The organism is Klebsiella sp. CSG-1, from assembly GCF_056521145.1.
The window spans coordinates 163,672-179,423 of sequence record NZ_JBWNLD010000001.1; the positions used below are offsets into that span (position 1 = coordinate 163,672).

Annotated in this window: 10 protein-coding genes and 1 pseudogene; 7 read left to right on the forward strand and 4 right to left on the reverse strand. The window is 59.1% G+C overall.

Going from position 1 to position 15,752, the window contains the following annotated elements; genetic code table 11:
* Positions 1-84: 84 nt before the first annotated feature.
* The 3 genes and pseudogenes from gsiB to iaaA all read right to left on the reverse strand — a co-directional run bounded on the left by gsiB (position 85) and on the right by iaaA (position 4,473).
* Positions 85-1,626, reverse strand: a complete 1,542-nt coding sequence (gene gsiB, locus AC007G_RS00855) for a glutathione ABC transporter substrate-binding protein GsiB (RefSeq protein ID WP_032688687.1) — start codon at positions 1,624-1,626, stop codon at positions 85-87.
* A 37-nt stretch (positions 1,627-1,663) separates the two neighbouring features.
* Positions 1,664-3,520: a glutathione ABC transporter ATP-binding protein GsiA gene (gene gsiA / locus AC007G_RS00860; protein ID WP_032688688.1), complete on the reverse strand. Its 1,857-nt coding sequence runs from the start codon at positions 3,518-3,520 to the stop codon at positions 1,664-1,666.
* Positions 3,489-4,473 (reverse strand): annotated as a pseudogene (iaaA, locus tag AC007G_RS00865) (beta-aspartyl-peptidase). Before iaaA ends, gsiA begins: the two are co-directional and overlap by 32 nt.
* 279 nt (positions 4,474-4,752) lie before the next feature.
* On the opposite strand from iaaA, the gene moeA reads away from it, so the two are divergent.
* From moeA to AC007G_RS00895, 6 genes are all read left to right on the forward strand, one after another.
* Entirely contained in the window at positions 4,753-5,988 is a 1,236-nt protein-coding gene (gene moeA / locus AC007G_RS00870; protein ID WP_032688690.1) for a molybdopterin molybdotransferase MoeA, read from the forward strand.
* Positions 5,988-6,743, forward strand: a complete 756-nt coding sequence (moeB, locus tag AC007G_RS00875; RefSeq protein ID WP_032688691.1) for a molybdopterin-synthase adenylyltransferase MoeB — start codon at positions 5,988-5,990, stop codon at positions 6,741-6,743. Before moeA ends, moeB begins: the two co-directional genes overlap by 1 nt.
* 152 nt (positions 6,744-6,895) lie before the next feature.
* The gene (locus AC007G_RS00880; protein ID WP_479466526.1) at positions 6,896-7,795 is read left to right on the forward strand and encodes a glycyl-radical enzyme activating protein; all 900 of its coding nucleotides are present in this window, start codon (positions 6,896-6,898) and stop codon (positions 7,793-7,795) included.
* Positions 7,796-7,799: 4 nt separating this feature from the next.
* A complete protein-coding gene (locus AC007G_RS00885) occupies positions 7,800-10,232 on the forward strand; it encodes a formate C-acetyltransferase/glycerol dehydratase family glycyl radical enzyme (RefSeq protein ID WP_032688693.1) in 2,433 nt (810 codons plus the stop codon).
* A gap of 609 nt (positions 10,233-10,841) precedes the next feature.
* Positions 10,842-11,657, forward strand: a complete 816-nt coding sequence (locus tag AC007G_RS00890) for a Cof-type HAD-IIB family hydrolase (protein ID WP_032688694.1) — start codon at positions 10,842-10,844, stop codon at positions 11,655-11,657.
* 146 nt (positions 11,658-11,803) lie between these two features.
* Entirely contained in the window at positions 11,804-13,069 is a 1,266-nt protein-coding gene (locus tag AC007G_RS00895) for a DUF1479 domain-containing protein (RefSeq protein WP_032688695.1), read from the forward strand.
* On the opposite strand, the gene AC007G_RS00900 is transcribed toward AC007G_RS00895, so the two are convergent.
* Positions 13,066-14,139 carry a LacI family DNA-binding transcriptional regulator gene (locus tag AC007G_RS00900; protein ID WP_046852873.1) on the reverse strand — a complete coding sequence of 358 codons (1,074 nt, stop codon included), beginning with the start codon at positions 14,137-14,139 and terminating at the stop codon, positions 13,066-13,068. The two genes, AC007G_RS00895 and AC007G_RS00900, sit on opposite strands and share 4 nt — an antisense overlap.
* Before the next feature lie 300 nt (positions 14,140-14,439).
* On the opposite strand from AC007G_RS00900, the gene AC007G_RS00905 reads away from it, so the two are divergent.
* Positions 14,440-15,741, forward strand: coding sequence for an MFS transporter (locus AC007G_RS00905; protein WP_032697673.1), 1,302 nt, complete (start codon positions 14,440-14,442; stop codon positions 15,739-15,741).
* Positions 15,742-15,752 lie beyond the last annotated feature (11 nt).

The following is a 15,752-nucleotide window of genomic DNA, read 5'->3' on the forward strand; positions in this document are numbered from 1 at the left end:
CCTCGCCCGGAGGCGCGAATGAAAAGCGGAGCCGCTCGCGCCATCTTCCTCTCCCGCTGCGGGAGAGGAGCAGAGTATCCTCCATCACTGGGTTAAATCCGCCTGCTCGAAGCTGAACCCGGTATCCGGCTGGATATAGAAACCGGTCAGATTTTTGCTGTGCGCCGAGACCAGTTTTTCCACTACCAGCGGTACCCACGGGGACTCTTTCCAGATAGTCTCCTGCGCCTCTTTATAGAGCCGCGTTTTTTCCTTCACGTCGGTGGTTTTCAGCGCATCCGTCAGATCTTTATCCACCTGCGGATTACCATAAAACGCGGTGTTGAACAGGGTCGGCGGCCAGTTTTGCGAAGCAAACAGCGGTGACAGCGCCCAGTCAGCTTCGCCGGTTGAAGCCGACCAGCCGGTGTAGAACATCCGCACCCCGCTCTCTTTCTGTCCTTTACCCTCGACTTCAGCCGCACGCTGCCCGGCATCCATGGCCGTCAGCTGGGCCTTAATCCCCACCTGCGCCAGCTGCTGCTGGGTGAACTGCAGCACTTTCTGCGCGGTACTGTGGTTATGCGACGACCACAGCGTGGTGCTGAAACCGTTAGGGAAACCGGCCTCTTTCAGCAGCTCGCGGGCTTTCGCCGGGTCATACGGCCACGGTTTAAAGCTTTCGGCATAGGCAATAGACGGCGGTACGACGCCGGTGGCCGGTGTCGCATAGCCGGCGAACGCCACTTTGACCAGCGCCTGGCGGTTGATCGCGTAGTTGATCGCTTCACGTACTTTCGGGTTATCGAACGGTTTTTGCGTCACGTTCATGCTGATGTAACGCTGCATGATAGACGGGCTGGCCACCAGCTCCAGCTTGCTGTTTTTCTCCAGCAGCGGCGCCTGCTCATACGGGATGGGGAAAGCGAACTGCGCTTCTCCGGTTTGCAGCATCGCCGCACGAGTGTTGTTATCCACCACCGGACGCCAGGTGATCGAGTCCAGCTTCGGTAGACCCGGCTGCCAGTAACCGGCAAACTTCGTCACCTTCACGAAATCGGTTTGATTCCAGGTGTCCAGCTTATACGGCCCGGTTCCCACCGGATGGAAGCCGATCTCTTTGCCGTACTTTTTCAGCGCCGCCGGAGAGATCATCGCCGTGGCCGGGTGGGCCAGGATATTGATGAACGCGGAGAACGGCTGCTTCAGAGTAATTTTGACCGTCGTCGGATCGAGCGCTTCGGTACTGGCGATATTTTTATACAGGTTGTAGCGCTTGAGATGATTATCAGGATTGCTGGCGCGGTCGAGGTTGACCTTCACCGCCTCGGCGTTAAAGTCGCTGCCGTCCTGGAACTTCACCCCGGAATGGAGTTTGATGGTGTAAACCAGTCCGTCCGGCGAGATGGTATAGCTCTCCGCCAGCACGTTTTGCAGCTTCATCTCTTTATCCAGGCCAAACAGCCCTTGATAGAACGATTTGGCGACGGCCTGGGACAGAGTGTCATTAGCATCATACGGGTCGAGGGTCGTAAAGTTAGAACCGACCGCCACGACCACATCTTTCGCGGCAAAAGCCGGGCTTGCCGCCAGCGCTGACGTGACGACCAGCGCCAGCAACCCTTTGCGTAATACACGTTGTGTCATGTTGTTCTCCTGAAAGGCTGTATTGTTGGTGTCGTTGTTATCTTCCCAGCACGTCGGCGACGGGTTCCCTGGCGACAAAATGGCCCGGCCCCACCTGTTGTAACGGCATGCTGCTAACCTCGGCGCCCCGCTTATAGATATTGCCCGGCAGTTCGTCAGAGAGCAGTACGCGCTGCGGATGACGATGCGTCGGGTCGGCAACCGGTACGGCGGCCATCAATTTGCGGGTGTAAGGGTGCTGCGGGTTTTCAAACACGGCGCGCCGCGGGCCTATCTCGACAATTCGCCCACGATACATCACCGCCACGCGATGGCTGATGCGTTCAACCACCGCCATATCGTGTGAAATAAACAGGAATGCGATGCCCATTTCGCGCTGTAAATCGAGCAGCAGATTAATAATCTGCGCGCGGATTGAAACATCCAGCGCTGACACGGCCTCGTCGGCAATCACCACTTTCGGATTGAGCGCCAGCGCGCGGGCGATACAAATACGCTGGCGCTGGCCGCCGGAAAACTCATGCGGATAGCGCCAGGCATGCTCCGGTTGCAAACCGACCCTCTCCAGCAGCCAGGCGACGCGCGCGCGGGCGGCATCGCCCTCCGGCATGCCGTGTACGCGCAGCGGCTCCATAATCGAATAGCCCACGGTTTGTCGCGGGTCGAGCGACGCAAACGGATCCTGGAAAATAAACTGAATATCGCGGCGCAGCGCCTGGAGTTTGCTGTTTGCCAGCGTATCAATCCGCTCGCCGTTAAAAACGATGGTTCCGCCCTGCGTCGCCACCAGCCGGAGCAAGGCCCGGCCGGTCGTTGACTTCCCGCAACCGGACTCGCCGACCAAAGAGAGCGTCTCCCCTGGCCACAAATCGAAGCTCACCTTCTCCACCGCATGGACTTCGCGGGTGACGCGATTCAGAATGCCGCTGCGCAGCGGGAAGCGCGCCACCAGGTCACGCACTTTAAGAATCGGCTCGCCGGCGATGACGGTCTTCTGTTCCTCCTCATCGGGGACAGCTTGCTCTGGTAACGGAAAATGGCGCGGCAGATCGCTGCCGCGCATCGACCCGAGCCGCGGAACCGCGGCCAGCAGCGCCCGGGTATAGGGATGCTGCGGCGCACGGAAGATCTCCTCCACCGTGCCGCTTTCCACCGCTTCTCCGCGGTACATCACCAGTACCCGATCGGCGATATCGGCGACCACCCCCATATCGTGAGTAATAAAAATCACCCCCATCGCCATCTCTTTTTGCAGCACGGCAATGAGCTGAAGAATCTGAGCCTGAATCGTCACATCCAGCGCCGTGGTGGGCTCATCGGCAATCAGCACCGCAGGACGGCAGGACAGCGCCATCGCGATCATTACCCGCTGACGCATCCCGCCGGAGAGCTGATGGGGATAGCGCGAAAGCATCGTTTCCGCCTCGGGGATCCTGACCTGATCGAGCATTTTCTTCGCTTCGCGCAGCGCCGCATCATGCCCCAGCCCCTGGTGCAAACGAATAGATTCGGCAATCTGCTCTCCGATGGTAAACACCGGGTTTAGCGAGGTCATCGGCTCCTGGAAAATCATCGCCATGTCCGCCCCGCGTACGCTGCGCATCCCCGCTGCTGACTGTTCGCTCAGGGAGACCACCTGACGGTTGCGGCGGCGCAGCCACAGCGCTTCGCTGCTGACCTCGCTTACCGCCCGATCGAGCAGGCGCATCAGCGCCAGTGCGGTCACGGATTTTCCCGAACCCGATTCACCGACGATGGCTAACGTTTCGCCCCGTCGCAGGGTAAACGACAGCTGCCGCACTGCGGAAAACGTCTCCTGCTCCTGGCGAAACGCCACGTTCAGATCGCGAACCACCAGAACATCATCGGCGTCGATTTCTTGACTCTGCGGCAACCTGCTTCCCCTTATTCCCGATAAATACCAATCGTCGGCGTATCCCCGGCGTAACACCAGGCCCGATACATGCCTTCGCTGTTAAACGGCAGAACCACGTTGCCTTCTCTGTCGATGGCGATCAGGCCGCCGCTGCCGCCGAGCGCCGGCAGTTTTTCCATCACCACCCGCTCACAGGCCTCATACAGGCTGAGATTGCCATACTCCATCAACGCCGCAATATCGTAGGCCGCGAGCGTGCGCATAAACACTTCGCCGGTTCCGGTGCAGGAGACCGCGACGCTGGCGTTATTGGCATAGCAGCCGGCCCCCGGTAACGGGCTGTCGCCGACGCGCCCGGGGAGCTTATTGGTCATGCCGCCGGTCGAGGTCGCCGCCGCCAGATTACCGGCCAAATCCAGCGCCACCGCCCCGACGGTCCCCATCTTATGGCGCTCATCGAGCGGCGCGGCGCGATGATCGAGCACAATCTCATTGTCGGCCTGGGCCTGTTGGAGCTGAAGTAAACGTTCAGTGGTCGAAAACAGATGGTTCTCGACCCGTTCCATGCCATGGGAGACGGCAAACGCTTCGGCCCCCTCGCCGATCAGCAGCACGTGTGGGCTTTGTTCCAGCACCAGGCGCGCGGCCAATACCGGATTACGAACATGTTTGACCCCGGCAACCGCCCCGGCCTGCAGCCGGTTGCCGTCCATGACGCAGGCATCCAGTTCATGGGTTGCATCGCGGGTAAAGACCGATCCGATCCCCGCGTTAAACAGCGGGCACTCCTCGAGCAGTCGCACCGCTTCCGTCACCGTATCCAGCGCGCTGGCGCCTGCCGCCAGCATTTTTTGCCCGCTATCGACGATCGCCGAAAGCGCCGCCACGTACTGTCGTTCACGTTCCGGCGTCAGGGCAGAGCGCGTAATCGCACCCGCCCCGCCATGAATTGCTATCACCGCCTTGCCCATTCAGCGATCCTTTACCGATAAAGTGTCTTGATACATCCTGCAAACCGCTCCTGACTGGCGACGGATAACCCGCTCTTTTCCAGGTGTATTGCCCTGCGGCTTCGATGTATTCAGGATGATTTTATGTATAAATATCATTATCGTGCTGACTGTCCTATACAATTTTTGAATATAGAAAGCGCGGAGTGCGGTGTAAACCCTGTACCGTGGAGGCATATAGCCGTCAGCGCTTTTCTGTCATAATAGGTGTTTTCGATGTTTTGCCCGCAGGAGAACCTCATGGATTTTACCGCCGGACTGATGCCGCTCGACACAGCCCTGACTCAGATGCTCAATCGAATTACACCGCTCAGCGCGGTGGAAACCGTCCCGCTGTTGCAGGCCTTTTCGCGCGTAACCGCCCATGATCTCATTTCACCGCTGGACGTCCCGGGTTTTGATAACTCGGCGATGGACGGTTATGCCGTACGTCTGGCCGACCTCGCCGACGGCGCGGCGCTGCCGGTTGCGGGTAAAGCGTTCGCCGGACAGCCGTTCCACGATGCCTGGCCTGCGGGAAGCTGTATTCGCATCATGACCGGAGCGCCAGTTCCGCCAGGCTGCGACGCGGTGGTGATGCAGGAAGAGACCGAGCAGACCGCAGAGGGCATCCGCTTCGTCGCGCCGGTCAACGCCGGGCAGAACATTCGCCGCCGTGGGGAAGATATCGCCGATGGCGCCGTCGTCTTTCCGGCAGGCACCCCGCTGACCGTCGCCGAACTACCGGTGCTCGCCTCGCTGGGGATTGCCCAGGTGGCAGTGGTGCGCAAAGTGCGCGTCGCGGTCTTCTCGACCGGGGATGAACTGCAGCTGCCGGGCCAGCCGCTGGGCGACGGGCAAATTTACGATACCAACCGCCTCGCCGTTCACCTGATGCTTGAGCAACTGGGCTGCGAGGTGATTAACCTTGGCATTATTCCTGACGATCCGGATCGACTGCGCGAGGCGTTTATCGAGGCCGACCGGCAGGCCGACGTGGTCATCAGCTCCGGCGGCGTCTCCGTCGGGGAAGCGGACTACACCAAAGAGATACTCGAAGAGCTGGGCGAAATCGGCTTCTGGAAGCTGGCCATCAAGCCGGGCAAACCTTTTGCCTTCGGAAAACTGACTAACAGCTGGTTCTGCGGCCTGCCGGGTAATCCGGTTTCCGCCACCCTCACCTTCTATCAGCTGGTGCAGCCGCTGCTGGCAAAACTGGGGGGCAACGGCGGCCAGGCGCAGCCGATGCGCCTGCGCGTTCGCGCCGCGACGCGGCTGAAGAAATCACCGGGCCGTCTCGACTTCCAGCGCGGCGTGCTGCGACGCAATCCGGACGGTGAGCTGGTGGTTGAATCGACCGGTCATCAGGGGTCGCACATCTTCAGTTCGTTCAGTCTCGGCAACTGTTTTATCGTCCTCGAACGTGAACGCGGCGCCGTTGAAGCGGGTGAATGGGTTGAAGTCGAGCCCTTTAACCATCTGTTCGGGGGGCTGTAATGGCGGTTGAACTCAGCGATGAGGAGATGCTGCGCTACAACCGGCAAATCATCCTGCGCGGTTTCGACTTTGATGGTCAGGAGCAGCTGAAAGCCTCGCGGGTGCTGGTGGTTGGCCTGGGTGGGCTCGGCTGCGCGGCTGCGCAGTATCTGGCGGCGGCGGGCGTCGGTCAGCTCACGCTGCTGGATTTTGACACCGTGTCGCTCTCCAATCTGCAGCGTCAGACGCTGCACAGCGATGCGACCCTCGGCCAACCGAAGGTCGACTCCGCGCGCGACGCGCTGGCGCGTATCAACCCGCACGTGCAGCTCGCGACGCTGAATGCTTTGCTGGAAGAGCAGGCCTTGTGGGCGCAGATCGCCGCCCACGATCTGGTGCTCGACTGCACCGATAACGTCGCAATCCGCAACCAGCTTAACGCGGGCTGTTTCCGGCATAAAACGCCACTGGTTTCCGGTGCGGCAATTCGCATGGAAGGCCAGATCAGCGTTTTTACCTGGCAGGAGGGTGAGCCATGCTATCGCTGTCTGAGCCGTCTGTTCGGCGACAACGCCCTCACCTGCGTGGAGGCGGGCGTGATGGCGCCGCTGGTGGGTGTCATCGGCGCGTTACAGGCGATGGAAGCGATTAAAGTGCTCAGCCGCTACGGCGCGCCGGCGGCAGGCAAAATCGTCATGTACGACGCGATGACCTGTCAATTTCGTGAAATGAAGCTGCCGCGTAATCCGCAGTGCGAGGTGTGCGCCAGCCGCTAACCCCCCACCGGCGGCGCCCGTCGCCGGCTAATCTGTGACCCGCTACACCTTTCCCTCCTCTCCCCGAGCGTATCCGTTCTGCTTGTTGATTTGCATCAAGGCAGCTTTCATTCGAAAGTAATTTAATCTTCATATGCAAAAGAGGGCTCAACATGATCTTCAACATTCAGCGCTATTCAACCCACGACGGCCCGGGGATTCGTACCGTCGTATTCCTTAAAGGCTGCTCACTGGGTTGCCGCTGGTGTCAGAATCCGGAAAGTCGCTCCCGCACGGCGGATCTGCTGTATGACGCCCGGCTGTGTCTCGACGGCTGCGATCTGTGTCAGCAGGCGGCGCCGGAGGTGATAACCCGCAAGCTGGATGGCCTGATTATCCATCGTGAAAAGCTCACCGATGACCACTATGCGCGGCTGCGCGAATGCTGCCCGACCACCGCACTCACCGTCTGCGGCGAAGAGCAGCCCGTGGAGGAGATTATGGCGACGGTACTGCGCGATAAACCGTTCTACGAGCGCAGCGGCGGCGGGGTTACCCTCTCAGGCGGTGAGCCGTTTATGAATCCTGAGCTGGCGCAGCAGCTGTTTCAGGCCTGTCATGAAGCCGGTATTCACACCGCCGTCGAAACCTGTCTGCACGTGCCGTGGAAATACGTGGCGCCATCGCTGCCGTGGGTAGATCTGTTTCTCGCCGATCTTAAGCATGTGAACGAAGCGATTTTCAACCAGTGGACGGATGGCAGCGCCCGCCGGGTGCTGGATAACCTGCAACGCGTTGCGCAGGCCGGCAAAAAAATCATCATCCGCGTCCCGCTGATTCAGGGATTTAATGCCGATGAAACCGCCATCACCGCCATCACCGATTTTGCCGCCGACCGTCTGAAGGTCGAGGAGATTCACTTCCTGCCGTACCACACGCTGGGAATGAACAAATATCAGTTACTCAGTCAGCCCTATACCGCTCCGGACAAACCGCTTGCTGCACCCGAGCTGCTCGCCTTCGCGCAGCACTATGCTCAGAGCAAAGGTTTAACGGCTACTTTACGAGGATAAACTCATGACTACCCTGAAACTGGATACGCTGAGCGCTCGCATTCAGGCGCATAAAATGGCGCTGGTACATATCGTTAAGCCGCCGGTATGCACCGAGCGCGCACAGCATTATACCGCAGCTTATCAGCAGCATCTGGATAAGCCGATCCCGGTACGTCGCGCGCTGGCGCTGGCCCATCACCTGGCGGAGCGGACTATCTGGATCAAACACGACGAGCTGATCGTCGGCAACCAGGCAAGCGAAGTCCGCGCCGCGCCGATCTTCCCGGAATATACCGTAAGCTGGATTGAAAAAGAGATCGATGATCTGGCCGATCGTCCGGGGGCCGGTTTCGCCGTCAGCGAAGAGAACAAGCGGGTGCTGCACGAGATCTGCCCGTGGTGGCGTGGACAGACCGTTCAGGATCGCTGCTACGGGATGTTTACCGATGAACAAAAAGCGCTGCTGGCCACCGGCATTATTAAAGCGGAAGGCAATATGACCTCCGGCGACGCCCACCTTGCGGTCAACTATCCGCTGCTGCTGGAAAAAGGGCTCGACGGCATGCGCGCCAAAGTGGCCGAGCGCCGTTCACGCATCAACCTTACGGTGCTGGAAGATTTGCACGGCGAGCAGTTCCTGAAAGCCATTGATATCGTGCTGGAAGCGGTGAGCGCACACTGCCAACGCTTTGCCGAACTGGCCCGTACCATGGCTGCCGCCGAGACACGCGAAACGCGCCGCGACGAGCTGCTGGCCATCGCCGAAAACTGCGACCTCATCGCCCATGAACCGCCAAAAACGTTCTGGCAGGCGCTGCAGCTGTGCTACTTCATCCAGTTGATTTTGCAAATTGAATCCAACGGCCACTCGGTTTCCTTCGGGCGTATGGATCAGTACCTCTATCCGTACTACCGTCGCGACGTCGAGCTGCAGCAATCGCTGGCGCGCGAACAAGCGATTGAGCTGCTGCACAGCTGCTGGCTGAAGCTGCTGGAAGTGAACAAAATCCGCTCCGGCTCGCACTCGAAAGCCTCCGCGGGCAGCCCGCTGTACCAGAACGTGACCATCGGCGGCCAGAACCTGGTCGACGGCCACGCGCAGGATGCGGTGAACCCGCTCTCCTATGCGATTCTCGAATCCTGCGGCCGTCTGCGCTCCACCCAGCCGAACCTCAGCGTGCGCTACCACGCCGGCATGAGTAATGACTTCCTTGACGCCTGCGTACAGGTCATTCGCTGCGGCTTCGGGATGCCGGCGTTCAATAACGACGAAATCGTTATTCCGGAATTCATCAAACTCGGCATCGAACCACAGGATGCCTACGACTACGCGGCCATCGGCTGCATCGAAACCGCCGTCGGCGGCAAGTGGGGCTATCGCTGCACCGGGATGAGCTTTATCAACTTCGCCCGCGTGATGCTCGCCGCCCTGGAAGGCGGTCGCGATGCTACCAGCGGTCAGGTGTTCCTGCCGCAAGAACATGCGCTGTCGAAAGGCAATTTCACCCGCTTCGAGCAGGTGCTGGAAGACTGGGATACCCAGATTCGCTACTACACGCGCAAATCGATAGAGATTGAGTACGTCGTCGATACCATGCTGGAAGAGAACGTCCACGACATTCTGTGCTCGGCGCTGGTGGATGATTGCATCGAGCGGGCGAAGAGCATCAAACAAGGCGGCGCCAAATACGATTGGGTTTCCGGACTGCAGGTCGGTATTGCCAACCTCGGCAACAGCCTGGTCGCCGTGAAAAAGCTGGTGTTTGAGCAAGGGGCAATCGGTCAGCAGCAGCTGGCAAAAGCGCTGGCGGAAGACTTTGCTGGCCTGACCCACGAGCAGCTGCGTCAGCGCTTAATCAACGGCGCACCGAAGTACGGTAATGATGATGACAGCGTGGATACCCTGCTGGCGCGCGCGTACCAGACCTATATCGATGAGCTGAAGCAGTACCACAACCCGCGCTATGGCCGCGGTCCAATCGGCGGCAACTACTACGCCGGCACGTCGTCCATCTCTGCTAACGTGCCGTTTGGCGCCCAGACGATGGCCACGCCGGACGGACGTAAGGCGCACTCGCCGCTGGCGGAAGGTGCCAGCCCGGCTTCCGGGACTGACCATCTGGGGCCGACGGCGGTCATCAGCTCCGTCGGCAAACTGCCGACCGGTTCGATTCTCGGGGGCGTGCTGCTTAACCAGAAGCTCAACCCGGCGACGCTGGAGAACGAGTCCGATAAGCAGAAACTGATGGTGCTACTGCGTACCTTCTTCGAAGTGCATAAAGGCTGGCATATCCAGTACAACATCGTGTCGCGGGAGACGCTGCTGGAAGCGAAAAAGCACCCTGACCAGTATCGTGATTTAGTGGTCCGCGTGGCGGGATACTCGGCGTTCTTTACCGCCCTGTCGCCGGATGCCCAGGACGATATCATCGCCCGTACCGAGCATACGCTGTAAGTAAAACCCCCGGCTGGCGCTGCGCTTAGCCGGGCTACGGGCTCACAGCTCGCTGTGTGACGCTAGCCCGGGTAAGGCGTTTACGCCGCCACCCGGGGACGAGAGCATCGCCCGTACCGGGCATACGCTGTAAGTAAAACCCCCCGGCTGGCGCTGCGCTTAGCCGGGCTACGGGTTCACAGCTCTCTGTGTGACGGTAGCCCGGGTAAGGCGTTTACGCCGCCACCCGGGGACGAGAGCATCGCCCGTACCGGGTATACGCTGTAAGTAAAACCCCCCGGCTGGCGCTGCGCTTAGCCGGGCTACGGATTCACAGCTCGCTGTGTGACGCTAGCCCGGGTAAGGCGTTTACGCCGCCACCCGGGGACGAGAGCATCGCCCGTACCGGGCATACGCTGTAAGTAAAACCCCCGGCTGGCGCTGCGCTTAGCCGGGCTACGGGTTCACAGCTCGCTGTGTGACGGTAGCCCGGGTAAGGCGTTTACGCCGCCACCCGGGGATTTTCTCCTGCACATAAGGGAACGCAAACTTTCATTCGAAATAAATTTGTGCTTCAGGTCACATTGTAATTAGAATGTTACTGGTCGAAGTTAGCCAGGAGCATTTGTTATGACCGTTAAAGTTATCGTCACCGATATGGACGGAACTTTTCTCAATGACGCCAAGCAGTACGATCGCCCGCGTTTTCTCGCGCAGTTCGCGCAACTTCAGCAGCAGGGTATTGAATTTGTTGTCGCCAGCGGCAACCAGTACTATCAGCTGATCTCTTTTTTCCCGGAAATTCGCGAGCAGATCTCTTTTGTCGCCGAGAACGGTGCGCTGGTGTACGAACACGGCCAACAGCTGTTCCACGGCGAGCTGACCCGTCATGAATCCCAGGTGGTGATTGGCGAGCTGCTGAAAGACAGCCAGCTGAACTTCGTCGCCTGTGGCCTGGAGAGCGCCTACGTCAGCGACAACGCGCCCGACGCTTTCGTCGCCCTGATGGCAAAACACTATCATCGCCTGCAGCGAATCAGCGATTATCAGAACATTAACGACACCCTGTTCAAATTCTCGCTAAATCTGCCGGATAGCGATATCCCGCAGCTTATCGATAAACTGCACGTTTCACTCGATGGCATCATGAAGCCGGTGACCAGCGGTTTCGGCTTCGTTGATTTAATCATTCCCGGCCTGCATAAAGCGAACGGCATCAGCCGCCTGCTCAAACGCTGGCAGCTCTCGCCGCAGGAGTGCGTCGCCATCGGCGACAGCGGCAACGATGCGGAAATGCTGAAGCTGGTGAAATACGCCTTCGCCATGGGTAACGCCGCCGAAAGCATCAAAGCTATCGCCGATTACACGACTGACGACAACAACCATCACGGCGCGCTGAAGGTCATTCAGGCCGTTCTCGATAAGACGCCGCCCTTCTCCTGCTGACCGCTGACCGGGGCGCCCTGCCCCGGTTTTTCCATTTTGTGCGCCTCCTCTAAGTTTTAAACTTGCATTAACGCAAATTTAACTTAAATTAACGTTTGTAAGAGTTAATACTTTCGAATGAAAGCTAAAAGCTGAATGAGGTCACCATGGCTGCTATCTACACCCACGAAACATTACCCGCCGACCACAAAGCGGCGATCCGCCAAATGAAACAGCATCTGCGCGCACAAATCGGCGATGTGCAGGCGGTATTCGATCGCCTCACCGCAAAGATTACCGCTCGCCTGGAAGAGATTGAGGCGCTGAAAGCCCGCGGCGAGGATGTCTGGCCGGTGATCCCGTTCAGCGATATCGCGCAAGGGAAAGTCAGCGAGGCCCAGCGCGAGGCCATTAAGCGCCGCGGCTGCGCGGTAATCAAAGGTCACTTCTCGCGCGAACGGGCGCTGGCCTGGGATAACGCGATGCTTGAATATCTCGACCGTAACCATTTCGACGATGTCTACAAAGGCCCTGGCGACACCTTCTTCGGCTCGCTTGACGCTTCGCGCCCGGAGATTTACCCGATTTACTGGTCACAGGCGCAGATGCAGGCGCGTCAGAGCGATGAGATGGCGGCCGTGCAGTCCTTCCTCAACCGCCTGTGGACCTTTAACCATGACGGCAAGCAGTGGTTCGACCCGGACGTGAGCGTTATCTATCCGGATCGCATCCGCCGTCGCCCGCCGGGAACCACCTCGAAAGGGTTGGGAGCGCACACCGATTCCGGCGCGCTGGAGCGCTGGCTGCTGCCGGCCTATCAGCGCGTCTTCGCCAACGTCTTCAACGGCAATATTGATGCCTATGACCCGTGGAATGCGGCGCACCGTACCGAAGTCGAAGAGTACACCGTCGACAACACGACCAAGTGCTCGGTCTTCCGTACTTTCCAGGGCTGGACCGCGCTCTCGGATATGATTCCCGATCAGGGGCTGCTGCACGTGGTGCCGATTCCGGAGGCGATGGCGTATATCCTGCTGCGCCCGCTGCTGGACGATGTGCCGGACGATGAGCTGTGCGGCGTGGCGCCGGGGAAAGTGCTGCCGGTTTCCGAGAAATGGCATCCGCTGCTGATCAAAGCGCTCAGTTCAATCCCGGCGCTCAATGCCGGCGATTCGGTGTGGTGGCACTGCGATGTGATTCATTCGGTGGCGCCGGTGGAAAACCAGCAGGGCTGGGGCAATGTGATGTACATTCCCGCTGCGCCAATGTGCGAGAAAAACCTCGCCTACGCGCAGAAGGTCAAGCTAGCGTTGGAAAACGGCGCTTCGCCGGGGGACTTCCCCCGTGAAGACTATGAGGCCGACTGGCAGGAGCGCTTTACCCTGGACGATCTCAATATTCATGGTAAACGGGCGCTGGGTATCGCCGTCTAGTCGTCGTAGAGCCCTGCCTGCACAACCGTGGTAAGGCGGTTACCGGAACGGATCCGCCTTACCGAATCCCGTACCACCAGCGTGCCGTGCAGCAGCAGCGAGCCGCGCGGCGCATCCGGGCGAATCAACCGCTGCTGAAGCAGATGTACCGCTTCCGTGCCCAGCTCGTCGCGCGGGACGTGAACAGCGGTCAGCGGCACATCCTGAATGGCGGCGAGGTTGAAACCGTCGATACTCATCACCGAAATATCCTGCGGCACCCGCAGCCCGCGCTTTTGCAGCGCGCTCACCGTCCCGGCAACCATAAAATCTCCGCCAACCAAAAATGCCGTTGGCAGCGATTTACCCGCCCGCGCGTCAAGCCATTCGCCCACCCGCTCCTCGCTGTCCCTGGCGCTAAAGCTGGCGACCGTAAGCAGATCACGCCCATCGGTAAAATGCAGGTTGCGCATCCGCCAGGCCTCTTTGATACCGGCCAGCCGCAGGTCCATCGTGTAACGCCGCAGGCACATCACATTCAGCACCGCCCGATGCCCCATATCAAACAGATACTGCGCGGCAAACTGGCCAATCAGCCGGTGATCCGGCGCAATGGAGGAGAGGCGCATCGCTTCGTCGCGGCAGTTGATCAGCACGCAGGGTTTCGCCAGATCTACCGCCAGATCGTGAATATGCGGATCGTCAATTCCCAGCAGGATCGCCGCTTCGGTTTCCGGTTCGTTCATGCGGGCCAGGAACTGATTGGCATCGCTGTCATTCTCTTCCAGCGCGCAGGTTCGCAGGCGTACCTCATGAGCGGCCAGCGCATGGTGGATACTTTGAATAACCCGGTAGTAATAGATATCAGAACGCTCATCAAACGCCCGCTGCGGCGCAAAGACGACCAGGCTGTTGAGCAGCATACGCCCGGCGGCGATGCCCTCCAGCACCCCCATGTCGCGCGCACACGCCAGCACGGCCCGCCGGGCCTTCTCACTGGTGTTCGCTTTTCCTGCCAGCACTCTGGAAACCGTGCTCGCCGACATCCCCGTCCGGCTGGCGATCTCGGCTATTTTGAGCTTTTTGTCCATTTTGTGATCCAGCTCCACCTTCAAAATGAAAGAATTTTCATCACCGACAAAGCCAGATTATCAAGTAAATGTTTGCCTCTTCAGTGAGCATTTCGTCATCTTATGAAAAAACTTTCATAAATAACGCTACTGCCCGCCTTTTTTCTCGCCTAACCTGAATTGGTCCGATAACTTCCATACTAGTTACCCGGATATAAGAACAAATAAAACAATATTATTCAAACCATTACAGGAACCGGTATGACAACTCGTGGTGCGAGCCGGTCATTACCCTACATTAAAAATCTTGTGGAGAGTTCTATGAGTCAAGGCCTCAACAACGATATCGCCGCCAGCAAATCCCGGCGGGTGATAAAGAATTTACGCTGGTGGATGCTGGTCCTTTTTTTACTCGGCGTCACCGTCAACTACATCACACGTAACTCTCTGGGGATTATCGCCCCGGAGCTGAAGGTCTCGCTCGGCATTACCACCGAACAGTATTCGTGGATTGTCGGCGCTTTTCAGTTGGCCTACACCCTTTTCCAGCCGCTGTGCGGCTGGCTTATCGACGTCATCGGCCTGAAGCTCGGCTTTATGATTTGCGCCACGCTGTGGGCCATTGCCTGTATCGCTCACGCCGGTGCCGGTAGCTGGCTGCACCTGGCCATCCTGCGCTTCTTCATGGGCGGTGCGGAAGCCGCCGCCACGCCGGCAAACGCCAAAACCATCGGTGAATGGTTCCCGAAATCGGAACGTCCAATCGCCGCCGGTTGGGCCGGCGTCGGCTTCTCGATTGGCGCGATGCTGGCGCCGCCGATTATCTACTTCGCCCACGCCTCTTTCGGCTGGCAGGGCGCGTTTATGTTCACCGGCGTGCTGGCGTTGCTGTGGGTCGTGCTGTGGTGGGCGCTTTATCACAACCCTGAAAAACACCCGAACCTCGACAAAAGCGAGCTGGCGTTCATTCGCCAGGACAACGAGCCGCCGGCCGTTAAGCTACCGTTCTTCACCGCCTTAAAAACCGTCTCGAAAAACAAGCGCTTTTACGGTATCGCGATTCCGGCGTTCATGGCTGAACCGGCCTGGGCGGTGCTGAGCTTTTGGGTCCCGCTGTACCTCGCTAAAGAGCACGGCATGGATCTGAAACAAATTGCCATGTTCGCCTGGCTGCCGTTTCTTGCCGCCGACCTCGGCAGCGTCGTCAGCGGCTATCTGACCAGACTGTATACCCGCTGGTTCGGCTATACCCGGGTTAACGCCGTCGTCGCCAGTTCGGTGACCGGCGCCTTTTTGATGATTTCGCTGGCCCTCGTTGCCATCACCCGCGACCCCTATATCACCATCGTGCTGATCTCCATCGGCGGCTTCGGCCACCAGATCATCTCCTGCATGCTGAGCGCGCTGGTGGTGGAGTCGTTTGATAAAGGCCAGATGGCAACGGTCAACGGGATGCGCGGTTCCGCAGCCTGGATTGCCAGCTTCCTGTTCTCGCTATTAATCGGGGTGACCGCCGACAAAATTGGCTTCAACCCGCTGTTTATCGCCATGGGGTTCTTTGACCTGATTGGCGCCATCTTCCTGGTGGCATTTATTGCTGAACGTCGCGCCAAACGCGCCTGAGAGTGGATACA

Coding starts and splice junctions, on each gene's coding strand:
- gsiB (WP_032688687.1), bottom strand. CDS start 1,626: ATGACACAACGTGTATTACGCAAAGGGTTGCTGGCGCTGGTCGTCACG.
- moeA (WP_032688690.1), top strand. CDS start 4,753: ATGGATTTTACCGCCGGACTGATGCCGCTCGACACAGCCCTGACTCAG.
- moeB (WP_032688691.1), top strand. CDS start 5,988: ATGGCGGTTGAACTCAGCGATGAGGAGATGCTGCGCTACAACCGGCAA.
- AC007G_RS00880 (WP_479466526.1), top strand. CDS start 6,896: ATGATCTTCAACATTCAGCGCTATTCAACCCACGACGGCCCGGGGATT.
- AC007G_RS00885 (WP_032688693.1), top strand. CDS start 7,800: ATGACTACCCTGAAACTGGATACGCTGAGCGCTCGCATTCAGGCGCAT.
- AC007G_RS00890 (WP_032688694.1), top strand. CDS start 10,842: ATGACCGTTAAAGTTATCGTCACCGATATGGACGGAACTTTTCTCAAT.
- AC007G_RS00895 (WP_032688695.1), top strand. CDS start 11,804: ATGGCTGCTATCTACACCCACGAAACATTACCCGCCGACCACAAAGCG.
- AC007G_RS00900 (WP_046852873.1), bottom strand. CDS start 14,139: ATGGACAAAAAGCTCAAAATAGCCGAGATCGCCAGCCGGACGGGGATG.
- AC007G_RS00905 (WP_032697673.1), top strand. CDS start 14,440: ATGAGTCAAGGCCTCAACAACGATATCGCCGCCAGCAAATCCCGGCGG.